Below are 19,280 nucleotides of genomic sequence, written 5' to 3'. Positions count from 1 at the left end.
ATGCCTCCCGAAAAAGAGACAACGCACAATAGCAGACAAGTACACCGCTTATCCGTGAAGCCCGCTACAGTGCGACTCCACCGACAGGAGCCAAGCTGCTGTTGCGCTACTTGCACGCCCAGCTTGCTTGCATAGCATGGCCATAGCCAACTCTTTACACCTGGCAACACGACCATCTCGCCTGCGCAAATCTCCACCTACGAACGATCAGGGTAAGGAGTGCCCAAGGATTTCTGTCCGACAAAATCCTTGACCCAGTCACTTCAGGCGCAGAATTAACCTAGATCAAGCCTGGGCGAAAATCGCCTAGCCCCACAAAAAACCACCATATATAGTGTCGTAAATCCTAAAAATCACTATATATAGTTTTTGGCGAAAAATATGGCTACCCAGGAAACCGCATCGCGTCCAGCCGCTCAACTGGACATCATCCGCTCCATTACCGAATACCTGGACCGCCAGGACTGGCGCGTCCAGGCCAATGCCAACCAGGGCTACTCGCTGGGCGGCCTGATTCTGAACAGCTCAGGCAAGATGATTGCCAACTACTGGCTCAGCCATGTTTACCCCGAGGCGATCGGCCAGGCACACCGTCAGGCCGACCTGCATATCCACGACCTGGACATGCTCTCTGGCTACTGCGCTGGCTGGTCCTTGCGCACTTTCCTGAACGAAGGGCTCAATGGCGTGCCCGGAAAAATCGAATCTGGCCCACCCCGTCATCTAAGCAGCGCGGTCGGCCAAGTGGTCAACTTCCTGGGCACCTTGCAGAACGAATGGGCCGGTGCTCAAGCCTTCAGCTCCTTTGATACCTATATGGCACCCTTTATCCGCAAGGACAACCTGAGCTACAAGCAGGTACGCCAATGCATGCAGGAGCTGATCTACAACCTGAACGTACCCTCACGCTGGGGTACGCAGACGCCCTTTACCAATCTGACCTTTGACTGGATATGTCCCGAAGACCTGCGCGAGCAAGTGCCGCAAATCGGTGGCGAAGAAATGCCGTTTTGCTACGGGGATTTGCAGGCCGAAATGGACATGATCAACCAAGCCTATATCGAAGTCATGAGCGAGGGCGATGCCCGAGGCCGTGCCTTCACCTTCCCGATTCCCACCTACAACATCACCCGGGATTTTGACTGGCACAGCCCGAATGCCGAGCGCCTGTTTGCCATGACGGCCAAATATGGCCTGCCCTACTTCCAGAACTTCATTAACTCCGAGCTGGAACCCAATATGATCCGCTCCATGTGCTGCCGCCTACAGTTGGATCTGCGCGAACTGCTCAAACGCGGCAATGGCTTGTTTGGCTCTGCCGAGCAGACTGGCTCGCTCGGAGTGGTCACCTTGAACTGCGCCCGCCTGGGTTATCGGTATCAAGGCGATGAAGCCGGTCTGTTTGCCCGTTTGGATGAACTGCTGGAAATGGGCCGCGACAGCCTGGAAATCAAGCGCACGGTGATCCAGCAACATATGGACCAAGGGCTGTTTCCCTACACACGCCGCTATCTGGGCACCTTGCGCAATCACTTCTCCACACTGGGAGTTAATGGCATTAACGAGATGATCCGCAACTTTACCCAAGACAAGCAGAATCTTTGCACCCCCTGGGGACACCGCTTTGCCCTGCGCTTACTGGATCATATTCGGGAGCGCATGGTGGAGTTTCAGGAAAGTACCGGCCACCTGTACAACCTGGAAGCCACCCCTGCCGAGGGCACCACTTACCGCTTTGCCAAAGAAGATCGCGCCCGCTGGCCCGACATTCTGCAAGCAGGCACCGAGCAGATGCCCTACTACACCAATTCCTCGCAGTTGCCGGTGGGCTTTACTGAAGACCCCTTCGAGGCATTGGAGCGACAAGACGAGCTGCAAGGTAAATACACCGGCGGCACCGTTCTGCACCTGTACATGACCGAAGCCCTGTCCAGCACCGATGCCTGCCGCAATCTGGTGCAACGAGCCTTGAACCGCTTTTCCTTGCCTTACATCACCGTCACGCCCACTTTTTCCATCTGCCCTAAACATGGCTATCTGTCTGGAAAACATGAGTTTTGTCCGCATTGCGATAGTGAACTGCTGGCCAACAAGATAGCTCAGGCCAGGGTCGAAACTGAAGTTCAAAACGTCGCTGACACGGAAGCCCCAATGCCGTCGCAGACAGCAACACCGACACCGACACCGACACCGACACCGACACCGACACCGACACCGACACCGACACCAGTCCATTAAAGCCGATCTTTTCAAGCCAATCTTTTTTGTTAAACAGGATAAACCAATCCACTTGGCTCAACTAAAACCAGGCTTTTTGTTGTTCTCAGCGTTTATCTAAAACCAGTCTCTTGGCACACACCCAGGCTAGTCACATTCGCATAGCGTGACGGCCCTTTTTTCCAAGGAGTTATTCATGAACACCGACACCATCACTCTTCAAGATTCCGAACGCCAGCCTTGCGAAATCTGGACACGCGTCATGGGCTATCACCGTCCCATGTCGTCCTTCAATATTGGCAAGCAAGGCGAATTCCATGAGCGACGCTACTTCACCGAAGCCAGCGCCTCCAGAAGCAACACTGTCCCCAGCTTGTAAAGATCGGGGCAAGCTCCATGACTTACGCCACACGCCATCTGTATCCAGCCATGTCTCCTCGCAAAGTGGCCTTGAAAGTGGGCGGCTGCGCCCCTTTCTCGGCCACGGATTACCCCGGCCAATTAGCCGCTGTCATCTTTGTGCAAGGCTGCCCCTGGCGCTGTGGCTACTGTCATAATCCTCACCTGCAAGAGCGCACACCAGACAGTGCGATTGATTGGAACGCCTTGCTGGATTTTCTGAATCGCCGAGTCGGTCTACTGGATGCCGTCGTTTTTAGCGGCGGCGAACCCACGCTGGACCCGGCTCTGGGTTCCGCCATACGCGCAGTACGTAGACTAGGTTTCAAGATCGGTTTACACACAGCAGGCACACATCCGGCCAGGCTGCTGGAAATCTTGCCGTGGGTAGACTGGATAGGTTTGGATATCAAAGCCGAGTTTCGGCACTACGACGTCATTACGCAACGCAGCAATAGTGCGGCAGCCCCCCTACGCAGCTTGCAGTTGCTGCTGAACGAGGACATTCTGTTTGAGTGCCGCAGCACCATTCACCCTCAACTACATAGCCCTGCATCGGTCCTCTCTTTGGGACAACACCTGCACGCTTTAGGCGTACAACGATACGCCGTGCAGATTTTCCGCACACAAGGCTGCGATGATGATTTCCTGAATGAAACTGGGCAGGCCTTACAGGCCTACCCAGGAACAGAAGTTTTGGAAAACCTCCAGAAGCTGTTTCCGTACTTTGAAGTGCGGCGCTCTTAAGCTCCTTAGGAGGAAGCGGGTGTACGAATCGGGCGGCGCAGCACATCCTGCAACGCCGCTTTCCCCTGTTTGAGCACGGCACGCGGATGCAGAATATCGGGGTCCAAGGCGTCCAGGGTGTTTTTCACCATCAGGCCCAATTCGGTATCGCCCTCAATCGACAGACGTCGATTAAAGAACAAGGTATCCGGGTCCTCCTGTCGCTGCAAAAGCTGATAAAAAGCCCAAAGATCCGCTTTCAGAATCAGATCCGGGCTTTGTGCGTGCGCGGACAGGGGGTAAAAAGCCCCTTGACGCCACGTATAGTCAAACGCCAAACCGGCATCGGCCACCTGTATGCGTAAAGCCCGTCCCTCCAGCCGTTCTGCAATATCAGCCGGCAAGTGCGGACGCATCAGCACGTTCAAGCCGGTACAAAACAAACGAGAACCGGGCCACGGGGGCAAACGGCTTAAAACACCCGCTACCACAGCGGGTAAACGGGGAGTCGTTATTTCGTTCACTTTTGCATCCCTCCCTTAAAAACGTTCTGATGCTGGCGCTACCCATTCCAGGCCGGGACGACCATGCCAGAAACCGTTGCAGGCTTTAGCGGGCAGTAAAGGCAGTATATCCTCGTGGGCATCTGTAGCCTGAATACGTCCCTGAATCACGTCGTTAAACAAATGTACAACCGCATCCATATGTTGAGATTGCGGGCTCAAGCGCAGCATATCCACACCCACGTCGCGCAAATCCTGTACCTGCTCCAACAAGGTATATACCCAGGCAGATTGAGTCTGAATCCCGTTGATCGTCAGAAAGCCTTGTCCATCACGCGTTTCCAGCAGCAAGCCATCGGGATAGTCCATGCACACGTACTGACAATTGTCCTTGGGCAAGTTGCGGTTCCGCGCGGCAAAGCAACGGGCCGAGAACGCCAGGGGCAAACGCCCAAAGGCAAAGACCTCGGTTTCCAAACCGGCAGGTCTGTCCTGCTGCAACTGCGCCAATCCCGCACGACCCATTTCCAGAGGCATCACCCAGCGCACAGCGCCTTGAGAGGCAATCAAATCCAGCACCGGCCCGTTGTAAACATTCAAAAAAGGGCCGGCGACAAAGTCCCGGCCCTGCATTAAACGTACTGCCCCCATATCATTGGCTTCGACCAGATAATCGGCCTGCTCGGTGACCTTGCGCAGCGTATTCACGTCCCGCCCGGACTCCAGCAAGACTTGGCTGGACAGAACCGGCACTTTACCGGCCTGGGCCAGCATCTGGGCAATATCCAGCCAATCATCCAGTCGTAATTCGTGTCGGCGTGAACATACGGTCTCGCCCAGATACACCACATCGACCGGCCAATCGCAGGCCGACTCATAAAACTGCATGGTGGCGACGCGGGACCAGTAGTACTGCAAGGGGCCTAAAGATAATTTCATGTTTGAGCCTCCCATGCTCTACTTCCAGGGCCGAGAATAGGCACCCAGCGTATGTTGCTGCCCTTCGGCCAATTTGTTCAAAGCCCCCATCCAGGCCGGATGGACTGAATAACGGGCTGGCGTGGATTTGGCCGAATCAATGGCTTGCCGCCAAACCTGGGTAACTTGAGCCACATAAGCCGGGCTGCGCTGTCGGCCTTCAATCTTGATTGCGCTGACACCCGCCGCCAGCAACTGAGGCAATAAGGACAAGGTGTTCAGGCTGGTGGGCTCTTCCAGGGCGTAATAGTTTTCGCCCGCCACATCAAAGCGCCCTTTGCACAAAGTGGGGTAAGCCGCGTTTTCGCCATCCTGATAGCGGTCGATCAACACACCATTCAGACGCGACTCCAGGCCCTGATCAGTTTGCTCCCAGCGCACATGCCCGGCGGGGGAACAGACACCATGTGTATTGGGCGATTCTCCGGTGGCATAAGACGACAAGGCACAGCGACCCTCCACCATCACGCACAAACTGCCAAAACCAAATACCTCAACCTGAACCGGGACCTGCTCACAGACCTGCTCCACTTGGGTCATGGACAAGACACGCGGCAAGACCACACGCTGAATACCAAAGTTCTGGTGGTAATACTTGATGGCTTCCGGATTGGTGGCTGAGCCCTGCACCGATAAGTGCAAGCGCAAATTGGGATGTGCCTGACTGGCATAGGCCATCAAACCAGGGTCTGCCATGATGACCGCATCGACCTGAGCCTCGGCGGCTCGGTCCACGGCGTCGCGCCACTGTTGCCAGGCATTGGGTTGCGGGTAGGTATTGAGAGCCAGCAAAACCTTGCGGCCGCGCTGATGCGCGTAATCAATCCCCTGTGCAATCGCCTGCGCATCAAAATTAAGCCCGGCGAAGTTCCGGGCGTTGGTGGCATCCCGGAACCCCAGATAAACACTATCGGCTCCGTTATCAATCGCCGCTTTCAAGGCAGGCAAGCTGCCCGCGGGGCAAACCAGTTCCATCTGCGGGTTATCGGACGCGGCTAAGGCCGTGGACGCTGTATTCATGACACTCCCCGATCAGCAATCTGGCCAGGGCGGATCCTGGCTCGACAAGACCACCACTATGCCTGCTCTGAAATTAAGGGGCCTTAACGCATATCAAATTCTTCCCACCTCCTGACCCGAGGCAAACAAGTCCCACTTTGACTGCGCCATGGGCGGGCAGAATGGTACACAATGCCTTCCAAGCCTTTCGTGCTGGAGTCTTGATGACACAAACTGAGATCACGCTGGATACTCGCGGCCTGCCCGCACCGGAACCTTTGGAGCATTGCCTGGAAGCACTGGCCGAACTGGCTCCCACCCAAGCCTTGCTCATGTGGCTGGATCGAGAGCCCTTCCCTTTGTATGAAATCCTGCGACGCAGTGGTTTCAAGTATCAAGGCACACACCAGGAAAACGGCTTTCAGCTCATCATCCGCAGGAACTAAGTCTATGCAACGCGCTTTATCGCTGGATCAGTCGCCCTCTTTGTCGCTGACCTTACCCCTGTTTGCAAACGTCCCCTTTTTCGGGCTGCTTGCCGCCATGCTGGCGCTCTATAGCGGACCAGAACTATTCAGCTCCCGCTGGCACCCGGCTACCTTGGCCTTGACCCACGCCTGGACCTTAGGGATTGTAGGCAGTGCCATGTTTGCCTCTTTGACCCATATTCTGGCGGTAGCCTGTAATGTGCGTCTTCAAGTGTCATGCGGTCGGGCCCTGGTTTTTTGGGGCTTGCTCAGCGCCGGCACACTATTCCTGATGACAGGCTTTCTTAGCTGGCAAAGCTGGGCATACACGCTGGCAGGCGTTTGTCTGGCCCTTGCTCTGGGTGGCTATCTACTGACGGTCATACTGGCCTTGTGGCGTTCCCGCCGCGATGTCTTTCGCGGAGCCAAGGAGATCGTTGCTCCTATCCGCTTGGCTTTGCTGGGGCTATTGCTGGCCGTCTCAACGGGGCTTGCCATGCTGGTCGCCCTGGCAAGCGAGCAAACCGTCGCTAATCTGCTGAACCTGCACGTGATGATGGGCCTGGCCGCTTGGGCAGGTTTGCTACTGATTGCCATGTCCTTCCAACTGCTGCCTATTTTTCAGATCACCGAACTCTACCCGGCACCCCTGGTACGTTGGCTACCTTGGGTCGTCACTGCATTATTGATTGCACAGTGGGCCTTGACCTCTTTGCCCGGCTCCTGGCTACCTGTGCGTGATCTGGTCACCTACCTGATCTTTCTAAGCTACGGCTTATGGGCAGTGATCAGTTGGGCGAGACTCTGGAAACGCAAACGCCCAACGGCAGGAGCCAGTACCCTGTTCTGGTACAGTTCTTTAAGCAGCCTCTTGATTGCTGTCCTTTTGAACTTCTGGGCCCACAGTCCCACCGCCTCCAACGCAGAGCTGGCCATAGGAGTCTTGCTGATCATGGGAGCCTTGGGTTCCGTCGTCTGTGGAATGCTCTATACCATCGTGCCTTTCCTGCTTTGGCGCGAGGCCCAGGAGCAGGTCAGTCTGGATACCGACCATACTGAGCACACGCGTGCCCTCTTGCGCCTTATCCCCAAGACTGCCAACTACATCCCCACATCGACCGCCCGCGCGCATTGGGCTTTGCATAGCCTAAGCCTAGTGCTTTGGACGGGTGCAAGCTTGGGTATCGAATCTTTCACGTGGGTGGCAGCCCCTGTCTTGCTGCTGTCCTTTGCAACCTTGTCCTGGAATCTATGGACAGCCTGGCAGCGTTATCGCCATAGCTTGTGTGCTATTCGCGCGTATCAGGCAGAGCACCATATTGCCGCAAAGCCGCACTGTCCAAAATCGTAAAATTACGCCGCTGAACCCGAATCAGATCCCGGTCCATCAAATCACGCAAAGTCCGCGATAAGTGCTCCGGGGTCAGATTCAGACGAGAAGCAATCACGGACTTGCCAACATCAATCCTGAAGGGGACACCCTCTTCACCCGGCCACTCTTGCAAGAGATAGCTGACCAGACGTTGCACACCATTTTGCAGCGTGTAGGCTTCCAGTTCGCCCATCAAACGATAAAGCCGCTCGCTTAAACCGGCCAGCATCAAGCGGGCAACCTCACTTCCCTTCTCCAACTGTTCCATCAGGGTGTCTCTGTTGATATGCAAAAGCAGAGAATCCACCAAAGTCTGGGCCGTCACAATGTAATTACGGCCCATGAACATCAATGCCTCACCAAATCCTTCTCCTGGGCCCACCAAACGTACAACACGCTCGGCCCCTGTGGACGAGACAAAGACCAGTTTCACCCGGCCATAGACCAGCATGTGAAAGCCCAAACAAGGGTCGCCACTGTGAAATAAAGTCGTGCCACGCAAGGCGTGCACTTCCTGAGTACCTCTGGCGATAGGCTCCAACTGGTCTGGAGGCAGCTCCTTGAATATAGGTAGATGAGCCAACTGAGCCTGTATGCGTTTCCAGCGTCCAGGCCCTTCCCCCTGCACGAGCCTGGTGTCCGACAAATCATCATTGCTTGCCTGCGAGGCCGTGTCTTGAGCCGCCATATCTTTTCCGTAGACCAAATAGAACCATCACTAGACTGACATACTCTTTTCCCTCTTGTTCAGATTAGCTCGGCGCCTGATTGATACACGTCAAACAGATAAATCGAGGCTTTGGAGAGGAAGTAAAAAGAGAGTCAAAACTGCTAGTTCAGCATGACTTAGGAGCAGATCCAAGCAAGAAACGGTCAAATTTGACCATGTTAGAGATAGGGAATATTAAGGGGTGGAGTTCACTAGCAGTAGCCTTGCTTCCAAATTGACCTCGATTCTGAATGGGCGCGGCTGGCCTTCGCAGGCCTCATAGCTGCGACACCAAAAAGGAAACTGAATAGGAGTTTCAGGGGGATCAAGGGGAGGAGACGTACACAATAACCGTATGACGGGGGTAAAGCTACCACCTATATAACAATCACCATGATGCTCGATAGAGGCCAGGCTCCTGACATACCCCGAAGAAGGGAATGAACATGCAATCCTTTGATCCCAGGACTGCTCGTAATGGTGGCCGAGCCAATGGCGTCTCGGGCTGATAGGCATACGTATGTAGAGGGAGAGATAAACGTGCCCGGAACGGGCCTGAAGGGGGGGTGGTAGGCCTGGAGGAGGGATCGTGAGGATCGCTGGCCTTTGTGCAGCCAGAAGGGGGGTCGGTGCGCCTGAGGCGGATGCCCCAAGGAAGGCCTATGTGGCCTCCGGGCGTGCCGGTCGCGTGTGCGGTTGTTGCGCCTAAAACAAAACCCCCGCAAGGGATACTTGCGGGGGTTTTGAGGGATAAGAGCTTGACGATGACCTACTTTCACAGACGTCCGTCCACTATCATCGGCGCAAAGGCGTTTCACAATCCTGTTCGGGATGGGAAGGTGTGGGACCACCTTGCTATGGTCGTCAAGCGTAACTGGTTGCCGAGTCGTCTTTTGAAGGGACGCCCCAGCCAATTGGAAGAAGCACACTGCCAGCGATCAGTACGGATCAGCTAGCAGCGGTTACGAAGGTGTCGAGCGCGGGTTGCGCTGCACTTCAATATTACGTTCTGTGGTCAACAACTTCACTCACTACAACCTCAAGGGTTATAGGATCAAGCCACACGGGCAATTAGTACTGGTTAGCTACATGCATTACTGCACTTCCACACCCAGCCTATCAACGTCCTGGTCTCGGACGACCCTACAGGGGGGTCAAGCCCCCGGGATACCTAATCTTCAGACGAGTTTCCCGCTTAGATGCCTTCAGCGGTTATCTCTTCCGTACGTAGCTACTCGGCAATGCCATTGGCATGACAACCGATACACCAGTGGTACGTCCACTCCGGTCCTCTCGTACTAGGAGCAGGCTCCGTCAAGTATCCAACGCCCACGGCAGATAGGGACCAAACTGTCTCACGACGTTTTAAACCCAGCTCACGTACCTCTTTAAATGGCGAACAGCCATACCCTTGGGACCGGCTACAGCCCCAGGATGAGATGAGCCGACATCGAGGTGCCAAACACCGCCGTCGATATGAACTCTTGGGCGGTATCAGCCTGTTATCCCCAGAGTACCTTTTATCCGTTGAGCGATGGCCCTTCCATACAGAACCACCGGATCACTATGTCCTACTTTCGTACCTGTTCGACTTGTCAGTCTCACAGTCAAGCACGCTTATGCCATTGCACTATCAAGACGATTTCCGACCGTCTCTAGCGTACCTTCGAACTCCTCCGTTACACTTTAGGAGGAGACCGCCCCAGTCAAACTGCCCACCATGCACGGTCCCCGATCCCGGTAAGGGACCTAGGTTAGAACCGCAAACAGACCAGGGTGGTATTTCAAGGATGACTCCACGCGATCTGGCGACCACGCTTCAACGTCTCCCACCTATCCTACACAGGCCGGTTCACAATCCAATGCAAAGCTACAGTAAAGGTTCATGGGGTCTTTCCGTCTAGCCGCGGGGAGATTGCATCATCACAACCATGTCAACTTCGCTGAGTCTCAGGAGGAGACAGTGTGGCCATCGTTACGCCATTCGTGCAGGTCGGAACTTACCCGACAAGGAATTTCGCTACCTTAGGACCGTTATAGTTACGGCCGCCGTTTACCGGGGCTTCGATCAAGAGCTTGCACCCCATCACTTAACCTTCCGGCACCGGGCAGGCGTCACACCCTATACGTCCACTTTCGTGTTTGCAGAGTGCTGTGTTTTTAGTAAACAGTCGCAGCCACCGATTCACTGCGGCCTCTTCATGCTTTGTGCGCAGGCACATCACACTAATGAGGCATACCTTCTCCCGAAGTTACGGTATTAATTTGCCGAGTTCCTTCTCCTGAGTTCTCTCAAGCGCCTTGGAATATTCATCCCGTCCACCTGTGTCGGTTTGCGGTACGGTCTCGTAGAGCTGAAGCTTAGAGGCTTTTCTTGGAACTGCTTCCAGTTAGTTTAGAGCCGAAGCTCTATCCAGTCACACCCTTGAATTTCGCACCCGGATTTGCCTAAGTGCCTTCTATGATGCGCCAACGGGGACATCCAACACCCCGATAACATTCTGCAATCCGTCCCCCCATCGCACTCTACGACGGTGCGGGAATATTAACCCGCTTCCCATCAGCTACGCATCTCTGCCTCGCCTTAGGGGCCGACTCACCCTGCGCCGATGAACGTTGCGCAGGAAACCTTGGACTTACGGCGAGGGGGCTTTTCACCCCCTTTATCGCTACTCATGTCAGCATTCTCACTTCCGATACCTCCAGCATTCCTCACGGAACACCTTCACAGGCTTACGGAACGCTCTCCTACCATGTGTACATAGTACACATCCGCAGCTTCGGTCTATGGCTTAGCCCCGTTACATCTTCCGCGCAGGACGACTCGATCAGTGAGCTATTACGCTTTCTTTAAAGGATGGCTGCTTCTAAGCCAACCTCCTGACTGTCTATGCCTTCCCACTTCGTTTCCCACTTAGCCATAGTTAGGGACCTTAGCTGGCGGTCTGGGTTGTTTCCCTCTTGAGTCCGGACGTTAGCACCCGGTGCTCTGTCTCCCGTACTGTACTTGCCGGTATTCGGAGTTTGCCATGGTTTGGTAAGTCGCTGTGACCCCCTAGCCATAACAGTGCTCTACCCCCGGCAGTAATATACGAGGCACTACCTAAATAGTTTTCGGAGAGAACCAGCTATCTCCAGGCTTGTTTAGCCTTTCACTCCGATCCACAGCTCATCCCCTAATTTTTCAACATTAGTGGGTTCGGTCCTCCAGCACGTGTTACCGTGCCTTCAACCTGGCCATGGATAGATCGCCTGGTTTCGGGTCTACACCCAGCGACTGAATCGCCCTGTTCGGACTCGCTTTCGCTACGCCTCCCCTATTCGGTTAAGCTTGCCACTGAATGTAAGTCGCTGACCCATTATACAAAAGGTACGCAGTCACCCCACGAAGGGGCTCCTACTGTTTGTATGCATACGATTTCAGGATCTATTTCACTCCCCTTCCGGGGTTCTTTTCGCCTTTCCCTCACGGTACTGGTTCACTATCGGTCGATCACGAGTATTTAGCCTTGGAGGATGGTCCCCCCATATTCAGACAGGATTTCACGTGTCCCGCCCTACTTGTTCGATGCTTAGTTCCACGTACTGAATTTCGCCTACAGGGCTATCACCTGCTACGGCTGGACTTTCCATTCCATTCGACTATTCACTACGCTAAAACATCCAGGCTGGTCCGGTTTCGCTCGCCACTACTTCCGGAATCTCGGTTGATTTCTTTTCCTCGAGTTACTGAGATGGTTCAGTTCACTCGGTTCGCCTCCACATACCTATGTATTCAGTATGGGATACCGTATTGCTACGGTGGGTTTCCCCATTCGGACATCTACGGATCAAAGCTTGTTTGCCAGCTCCCCGTAGCTTTTCGCAGGCTACCGCGTCCTTCATCGCCTGTGATCGCCAAGGCATCCATCATATGCACTTATTCGCTTGATCCTATAACGCTTGATGCTGTTATAGGAATATGAGTATACGTTGTTGCCGTTCATCAATCCTTAGCTGTTATCCAATCCGAAGATTGAACAACGTCTATATTTTTGAGAACTTTCGTTGAACATAATTTGTTCTGTTGCAATCACAACCCGTGTATTGTCATCACAAGTCGACTAATCGTCTTGCGTTTATGAGACAACACACCTTCGTTGTGCTTCTTCCTAATTGTTAAAGAGCAATTCGTGGGTTGCATAACCCAACGAGCAGTATTCTTTACAAAGAACACTCTTCGTTGAATCTCGCGCCAGGCCAACCGTTGTTGTCCTGTGCCCTATACTCTGTCATGAACCTTGCTATATCGACCACCCCCATAAAAGCGGTGGTGGAGGATGACGGGATCGAACCGACGACCCCCTGCTTGCAAAGCAGGTGCTCTCCCAGCTGAGCTAATCCCCCCCGAAGTAATCGTTGGTGGGTCAAGTTGGAATCGAACCAACGACCCCCGCCTTATCAAGACGGTGCTCTAACCGACTGAGCTACTGACCCATCTATCACCAGTGGGCGATACCTTCAATGGTCATGACATGAACTAACAGCCAATAAGTGTGGACGCTTTCGCTTTGCGAGCCATTCGCTCTAAAAGGAGGTGATCCAGCCGCACCTTCCGATACGGCTACCTTGTTACGACTTCACCCCAGTCATGAATCCCACCGTGGTAAGCGCCCTCCTTACGGTTAGGCTACCTACTTCTGGTGAAACCCACTCCCATGGTGTGACGGGCGGTGTGTACAAGACCCGGGAACGTATTCACCGCGACATTCTGATCCGCGATTACTAGCGATTCCGACTTCACGCAGTCGAGTTGCAGACTGCGATCCGGACTACGATCGGGTTTCTGAGATTGGCTCCCCCTCGCGGGTTGGCGACCCTCTGTCCCGACCATTGTATGACGTGTGAAGCCCTACCCATAAGGGCCATGAGGACTTGACGTCATCCCCACCTTCCTCCGGTTTGTCACCGGCAGTCTCATTAGAGTGCTCTTGCGTAGCAACTAATGACAAGGGTTGCGCTCGTTGCGGGACTTAACCCAACATCTCACGACACGAGCTGACGACAGCCATGCAGCACCTGTGTTCCGGTTCTCTTGCGAGCACGGCCAAATCTCTTCGGCTTTCCAGACATGTCAAGGGTAGGTAAGGTTTTTCGCGTTGCATCGAATTAATCCACATCATCCACCGCTTGTGCGGGTCCCCGTCAATTCCTTTGAGTTTTAATCTTGCGACCGTACTCCCCAGGCGGTCAACTTCACGCGTTAGCTGCGCTACTAAGGCCTAACGGCCCCAACAGCTAGTTGACATCGTTTAGGGCGTGGACTACCAGGGTATCTAATCCTGTTTGCTCCCCACGCTTTCGTGTCTGAGCGTCAGTATTATCCCAGGGGGCTGCCTTCGCCATCGGTATTCCTCCACATATCTACGCATTTCACTGCTACACGTGGAATTCTACCCCCCTCTGACATACTCTAGCTCGGCAGTTAAAAATGCAGTTCCAAGGTTGAGCCCTGGGATTTCACATCTTTCTTTCCGAACCGCCTACACACGCTTTACGCCCAGTAATTCCGATTAACGCTTGCACCCTACGTATTACCGCGGCTGCTGGCACGTAGTTAGCCGGTGCTTATTCTGCAGATACCGTCAGCAGTATCCCGTATTAGGGGATACCTTTTCTTCTCTGCCAAAAGTACTTTACAACCCGAAGGCCTTCATCATACACGCGGGATGGCTGGATCAGGGTTTCCCCCATTGTCCAAAATTCCCCACTGCTGCCTCCCGTAGGAGTCTGGGCCGTGTCTCAGTCCCAGTGTGGCTGGTCGTCCTCTCAAACCAGCTACGGATCGTTGCCTTGGTGAGCTTTTACCCCACCAACTAGCTAATCCGATATCGGCCGCTCCAATAGTGAGAGGTTCCGAAGAATCCCCCCCTTTCCCCCGTAGGGCGTATGCGGTATTAGCCACTCTTTCGAGTAGTTATCCCCCGCTACTGGGCACGTTCCGATATATTACTCACCCGTCCGCCACTCGCCGCCAAGAGAGCAAGCTCTCTCGCGCTGCCGTTCGACTTGCATGTGTAAAGCATCCCGCTAGCGTTCAATCTGAGCCAGGATCAAACTCTTCAGTTTAATCTCTGTGGTTGTCCCGTCTTGCGACAAGACCGATTGTGTCTCAAAGAAAAATTCAGAGTTACACAAGGTAATTCTTCATCTTTCGTTTGTGAGCACTTGATACAAACTTGTGGCGATCCCCGAAGGGTTCGACTCGCTCATTCCAAGCGCCCACACTTATCGGCTGTTAATTGTTAAAGAGCAGTGACAGTTGCCTGTCGTTCCACTGACTAACCCGGCTGGCTCGTTGCGTTTAGTGCTTCGTGCCTTGCTGTGTTAGCAGCAGAGAAACGAGATTATGAAGCAAATCAGGCAGTGTGTCAAGCGTTTTTTTGAAGAAGCTAGAAAGTTTAAAACCGTCTAACTCGTCCCGCTTAAACCAGAATTTTCGTTCTGTCCTACCTGGCGAACAATCAACCTAAAAGGCTAACCATCCAACTTCACAAACAAGGGTAAATTTTCAAAACTGTCTCAACCTTCAAAACAGCTAAAAACTTAACGTTGCATTCTCTGGAGCAGAACCTAGAACTTTAACACAGAATTTTCTGATTTGTCAAGCTCCGGGTTTTACACCGTGTCAGTTACCTGACCAGTCATTCAAGCTTCGGTGCGGGCCTCTTGGCCAAGGCGATGAAACTTGTCTAACTACTCTCTGCGGCGCCTCAGAAAACCTGTGTGTGCTGCAGCGAGAAAAGAACTATAGCACGATGAAATTTGGCTTTGCAAGTTTTCCACCTAAATATTTCATAAAAAAGAGGCAAATTACAACCAAGCCTAATTTAGATGATTGTTCTATATAGATAATTTCAAATGAAACCAAATGATACTAATATGCGTATATCTCGTCCGGTGCAAATCGAATGCCAGCACCGGGGGATGAAAGACCAAAACTCCCCAATACAAAGCACAAAGCACAAAGCACAAAGCACAAAGCACAAAGCACGTAGATTCTGGGCTTTTTCTCTCCAACCCAGCCTCGATCCTCCTGTTTTGCACTAAAGCCCCAAACCCAGAGCACTTCGCAGACAGACAGACAGACAGACAGACAAGATGAGAATGCAGTTGCGATCTTGGGGGAGGCTGAACAAAGACCCGGCCCTCAGTATGAGTCGTTAATCTAGAACCGGGTCTGCAACGCTTTATATATAGAGCGGATCATCCCTCTCTATATAGAGGCATACCAATCGCCCTACTTTTGACCGACAAACTCCTCCCTATATAGAGAGACTCCATCCAGGCAGATAGGTAAGCCACATCGCCCCCTATTACAATAGGCGGACAAATAACTCTGTATGCAGACTATGGCCCGCTCATCTTCTCAAGCCCCTGCGGCACAGCTCAGCCTGATTGGCGAAGAAATACTCTCCGGCAATCTCCTGACCGAGAACATCCTGACGCAAGCTGCCCGCCTTCCCAGCGACTGGCGTGCCACATTGGATCGCCCGGAACTGCAAGACATACTGGCAACTCTAGCCAAGTGGTTGGACAAGGAGTGCCAGGATGGCGCCTCTATTTACCCGGCCGCCCCTTTCCGCGCACTGGAACTGCTGCCATTGCAGAAAGTCAGCGTAGTGATTCTGGGCCAGGATCCTTATCACGGTCCCAATCAAGCACAGGGCCTGTCATTTTCTGTGCCTGACACCTGCCCGGCCCCGCCCAGTCTGCGCAACATCTTTAAAGAGCTGGAACTGGAATATCCCGACACAGCGTCACCCAGTAGTCATGATCTGAGCAACTGGGGCCGACAAGGTGTCTTGCTGTTGAATACGTCGCTAACGGTAGAAGATGGTTTGCCTGCGTCTCATGCCAAAAAAGGTTGGGAACAGATTACTGACTCCCTGCTGATGAACCTGGCCCAGCAAAGCACCCGCCCTATTGTTTATATGTTGTGGGGTGCGCACGCCCAAGCCAAAGAGGCCTTGATTCAGCATCATTCCCAGCATCCTTATCTGATTTTAAAGGCCAATCACCCTTCCCCCTTGGCTGCGCGCCGGCCCCCTGTGCCTTTTATTGGTTGCGGTCATTTCCAGCAGGCCAATGAGTGGCTCAAAGAGCAAGGCGCCGCCCCCATCCAATGGTTTGCCACTGGCGCTTAACCATCCGTTCCCCTTACCTGATCCTGAACCATGCCTTTAAGCCCCGCTAATCCAGAATTAAGCTCTGCAGAACAACATGCTATTTGGTCGAACGAACTGCTCGAACAATATAGCTGGCAATTCCAGGGGGAAACGCCGTTCGCCGTACCCTTGACCAGCCTTCCCTTGCTAGATGAACTGTTCAAGTTTGTTAATGAGACCATCAAGGACTCTTTTGACCGCTCTTTATTCTGCTGGACTGATCTCAAACAAGACAGCAAAGGCCTGACAGCCTGGTACTTGGGCGTCGAAGACTATGACAAAGCCCTGGAACCTTATATAGAGCGTTTGTCGACCCGCGCCCTGACGCAGAGCGATGCAGTGGAGCCTCCAGCTTCTAGCTGAAAAACGATCAAGCACCTATTCAAGAAAAATTCCAAGGGGTCGATTACGGCCCTTTAATTTTGACCATCGCTCAACATACTCTCATCGCAGCAAGCAGGAATAGGCAAATAGCTCAACAGACACGAACTCCTCGCCCACTCACCTCACTCCACGCTGCACCGGATCAAATAGTAAAACAGCAACGAGATAGCCCAGCGTGGTTGGTGGATATAGTCTGGCCGACTGAACAAAACCTAACCCAACAAGCCTCTCTATAAGAGCAGACATAAAAAAAACCCGGCCAACAACCGGGTTTTTCAGATAAAAGCAGCGTTCTATAGCACCTCACCCCATCATTAGGGCTGCACACCGGCAGCGTGCGCTTGCTGATCAGCGTGATAGGACGAACGCACCATGGCGCCAACGGCGGCATGGGTAAAGCCCATTGCATAGGCTTCGCGTTCAAACATCAAGAACTCGTCAGGCGTCACATAACGCATCACGGGCAAGTGGTGGCCGGAAGGTTGCAGATACTGGCCAATGGTCAGCATATCAATGTCGTGAGCACGCATATCGCGCATCACTTCCAGAATCTCTTCGTTGGTTTCACCCAAGCCAACCATCAAACCGGATTTGGTTGGAATGTTTGGATGCAGCTTCTTGAACTCTTGCAGCAGTTTCAAAGAGTGGTGGTAATCCGAACCCGGACGCGCCTGCTTGTACAAACGAGGCACAGTTTCCAGGTTGTGGTTCATTACATCAGGCGGGCAGGCATTCAGGATGCCTAAGGCACGGTCCAGGCGTGCACGAAAGTCTGGCACCAACACTTCAATGGTGGTGGTGGGCGAATGCTCGCGCACCTGACGGATACATTCCACAAAGTGGGCAGCACCACCATCACGCAAATCGTCACGGTCTACGGAGGTAATCACCACGTAGGACAACTTCATGGCACCAATCGCCTTGGCCAGATTGACGGGCTCGTTCTCATCCAGTGGGTCGGGACGACCATGGCCCACATCACAAAATGGGCAACGACGTGTGCACTTGTCACCCATGATCATGAAGGTGGCCGTGCCCTTGCCAAAGCACTCCCCGATATTGGGACAGGAGGCCTCTTCACACACCGAAAACAGCTTGTGCTCACGCAGTGTTTCCTTGATCTCGTAGAAACGGGAGTTCGGTGCAGCCGCCTTCACCCGAATCCAATCAGGCTTTTTCAAACGCTCTGCCTGCACGACCTTAATGGGAATGCGCGAGGTCTTGGCCTCGGCCTTCTGCTTTTGCGTTGCGTCGTAGTCGACAACGCGAGGGCGCACAGTAGGTTTGGAATCGACGGACGTATCTGTAGGGGTGGTCATAGGCGTCTAAATAGAAAAACAGCGTGCGGGCAACATCACTAAACGATGGGCGCAGTGGTCAATTGTAGCCCCTTCGCTTTACAAGCGCCTAGAACAAGGGCGATAGTTTGTGCTGGACCTCTCTAATATAGAGGTCGACTTAACGATGCAGCAACACCCGAAAATAAAACCTGCACATACTATAAGTACGGAGACTTGCATGTCACACGAGCACCTCGCCGATCCCGTCCTACTGGAACAGCATCAGGGACTGGCCCGCATCACCTTGAACCGGCCCGCCAAGTACAACGCGCTATCTGAAGAAGTATTGGACTCTTTACAACACATTCTGGACAAGCTGGCCAAGGACCCTGGCTTGCAGTGCGTCATCATTCAGGCGGAAGGCAAGGCCTTTTGTGCCGGGCACGATCTGAAACAGATGCGCTCCAAGCCCGAACACAACTACTACCGGGATCTGTTCAGCCGCTGCAGCCGCGTCATGCAAGCTGTGCTGGCCTTGCCCGTGCCGGTGATTGCCCGTGTGCAAGGGCTGGCCACCGCAGCGGGCTGTCAGTTGGTTGCTACCTGCGATATCGCTGTAGCCACCGAGTCCACCCGCTTTGCGGTTTCCGGCATTAATGTCGGCCTGTTCTGCTCCACCCCCGCTGTTGCCCTGTCTCGCTGTGTGCCACCCAAGGCCGCCATGGAAATGCTGATGACAGGCGAATTCATCAGCGCCCAACGTGCTCAAGAGTTGGGGTTAATCAATTACGCCGTAGCCGAAGACCAACTGGATCAAACCGTACAGAAACTGGCCGACAGCATCATGGCCAAGAGTCCGGTTGCCGTCCGTGCAGGCAAGGCCATGTTCTACCGCCAGCGCAGCCTGGCTATTGAACAAGCCTACGACTACGCCGGCCAGGTCATGGCTGACAATATGATGAGCCACGATGCCTGCGAAGGTATAGACGCCTTTATCGAAAAACGCGCGCCGCAATGGAGCGGAAGCTGAAGCGACGCG

Annotated in this window: 13 protein-coding genes, 2 tRNA genes and 3 rRNA genes; 8 read left to right on the top strand and 10 right to left on the bottom strand. The window is 53.6% G+C overall.

The genetic code is table 11. The features are described 5' to 3' along the window. Positions 1-381 precede the first annotated feature (381 nt). From ACDI13_RS11535 to ACDI13_RS11525, 3 genes are all read left to right on the top strand, one after another. Positions 382-2,238 carry a ribonucleoside triphosphate reductase gene (locus ACDI13_RS11535; protein ID WP_372372461.1) on the top strand — a complete coding sequence of 619 codons (1,857 nt, stop codon included), beginning with the start codon at positions 382-384 and terminating at the stop codon, positions 2,236-2,238. Positions 2,239-2,413: 175 nt separating this feature from the next. Continuing rightward, on the top strand, positions 2,414-2,596 hold the full coding sequence (gene nrdD, locus ACDI13_RS11530) for an anaerobic ribonucleoside-triphosphate reductase (RefSeq protein ID WP_316989316.1): 183 nt from the start codon (positions 2,414-2,416) through the stop codon (positions 2,594-2,596). A 17-nt stretch (positions 2,597-2,613) separates the two neighbouring features. After that, complete coding sequence (locus ACDI13_RS11525; RefSeq protein ID WP_316989315.1) at positions 2,614-3,363, top strand: anaerobic ribonucleoside-triphosphate reductase activating protein; 750 nt, start codon at positions 2,614-2,616, stop codon at positions 3,361-3,363. A 5-nt stretch (positions 3,364-3,368) separates the two neighbouring features. Here ACDI13_RS11525 and ACDI13_RS11520 read toward each other — a convergent pair whose 3' ends face one another. From ACDI13_RS11520 to ACDI13_RS11510, 3 genes are read right to left on the bottom strand one after another with little or no spacing between them, the layout of a single operon-like run. Further along, on the bottom strand, positions 3,369-3,866 hold the full coding sequence (locus ACDI13_RS11520; protein WP_316989314.1) for an SCP2 sterol-binding domain-containing protein: 498 nt from the start codon (positions 3,864-3,866) through the stop codon (positions 3,369-3,371). 15 nt (positions 3,867-3,881) lie between these two features. Next, positions 3,882-4,784: a U32 family peptidase gene (locus ACDI13_RS11515; protein ID WP_316989313.1), complete on the bottom strand. Its 903-nt coding sequence runs from the start codon at positions 4,782-4,784 to the stop codon at positions 3,882-3,884. Between the two features lie 18 nt (positions 4,785-4,802). Beyond that, entirely contained in the window at positions 4,803-5,798 is a 996-nt protein-coding gene (locus ACDI13_RS11510; protein WP_372373121.1) for a peptidase U32 family protein, read from the bottom strand. A 248-nt stretch (positions 5,799-6,046) separates the two neighbouring features. Here ACDI13_RS11510 and ACDI13_RS11505 point away from each other — a divergent pair, with 248 nt between their 5' ends. Together ACDI13_RS11505 and ACDI13_RS11500 are read left to right on the top strand one after the other, a co-directional pair. After that, the gene (locus ACDI13_RS11505; RefSeq protein ID WP_045931142.1) at positions 6,047-6,268 is read left to right on the top strand and encodes a DUF2249 domain-containing protein; all 222 of its coding nucleotides are present in this window, start codon (positions 6,047-6,049) and stop codon (positions 6,266-6,268) included. Positions 6,269-6,272: 4 nt separating this feature from the next. After that, complete coding sequence (locus ACDI13_RS11500; RefSeq protein ID WP_316988720.1) at positions 6,273-7,640, top strand: hypothetical protein; 1,368 nt, start codon at positions 6,273-6,275, stop codon at positions 7,638-7,640. On the opposite strand, the gene ACDI13_RS11495 is transcribed toward ACDI13_RS11500, so the two are convergent. From ACDI13_RS11495 to ACDI13_RS11470, 6 genes are all read right to left on the bottom strand, one after another. After that, positions 7,579-8,349, bottom strand: coding sequence for a Crp/Fnr family transcriptional regulator (locus ACDI13_RS11495; protein ID WP_316988721.1), 771 nt, complete (start codon positions 8,347-8,349; stop codon positions 7,579-7,581). The genes ACDI13_RS11500 and ACDI13_RS11495 overlap by 62 nt on opposite strands. Positions 8,350-9,126: 777 nt before the next feature. After that, positions 9,127-9,239, bottom strand: a 5S ribosomal RNA gene (rrf, locus tag ACDI13_RS11490). Between the two features lie 181 nt (positions 9,240-9,420). Further along, positions 9,421-12,303: ribosomal RNA gene (locus ACDI13_RS11485) — 23S ribosomal RNA — on the bottom strand. A 377-nt stretch (positions 12,304-12,680) separates the two neighbouring features. Continuing rightward, positions 12,681-12,756 (bottom strand) — tRNA-Ala (locus tag ACDI13_RS11480). 13 nt (positions 12,757-12,769) lie between these two features. Then, a tRNA-Ile gene (locus ACDI13_RS11475) sits at positions 12,770-12,846 on the bottom strand. 93 nt (positions 12,847-12,939) lie between these two features. Then, positions 12,940-14,478, bottom strand: a 16S ribosomal RNA gene (locus tag ACDI13_RS11470). The 16S, 23S and 5S rRNA genes sit together here with 2 tRNA genes alongside, the layout of an rRNA operon. A 1,283-nt stretch (positions 14,479-15,761) precedes the next feature. Here ACDI13_RS11470 and ACDI13_RS11465 point away from each other — a divergent pair. After that, positions 15,762-16,556 (top strand): uracil-DNA glycosylase, encoded by a 795-nt coding sequence (locus ACDI13_RS11465; protein WP_316989147.1) that lies wholly within the window; start codon positions 15,762-15,764, stop codon positions 16,554-16,556. Positions 16,557-16,586: 30 nt separating this feature from the next. Next, on the top strand, positions 16,587-16,940 hold the full coding sequence (locus ACDI13_RS11460) for a hypothetical protein (protein ID WP_316989146.1): 354 nt from the start codon (positions 16,587-16,589) through the stop codon (positions 16,938-16,940). A 335-nt stretch (positions 16,941-17,275) separates the two neighbouring features. Here ACDI13_RS11460 and lipA read toward each other — a convergent pair whose 3' ends face one another. Continuing rightward, positions 17,276-18,280, bottom strand: coding sequence for a lipoyl synthase (gene lipA, locus ACDI13_RS11455; RefSeq protein ID WP_316989145.1), 1,005 nt, complete (start codon positions 18,278-18,280; stop codon positions 17,276-17,278). A 199-nt stretch (positions 18,281-18,479) separates the two neighbouring features. On the opposite strand from lipA, the gene ACDI13_RS11450 reads away from it, so the two are divergent. After that, complete coding sequence (locus ACDI13_RS11450) at positions 18,480-19,271, top strand: enoyl-CoA hydratase (RefSeq protein WP_316989144.1); 792 nt, start codon at positions 18,480-18,482, stop codon at positions 19,269-19,271. The last annotated feature ends 9 nt before the right edge of the window (positions 19,272-19,280 follow it).

The organism is Alcaligenes faecalis (assembly GCF_041521385.1).
GTDB lineage: Bacteria > Pseudomonadota > Gammaproteobacteria > Burkholderiales > Burkholderiaceae_B > Alcaligenes > Alcaligenes faecalis_E.
The sequence above is the reverse complement of the archived record's forward strand: the minus strand, read 5'-3'. Positions and strand labels throughout refer to the sequence as shown.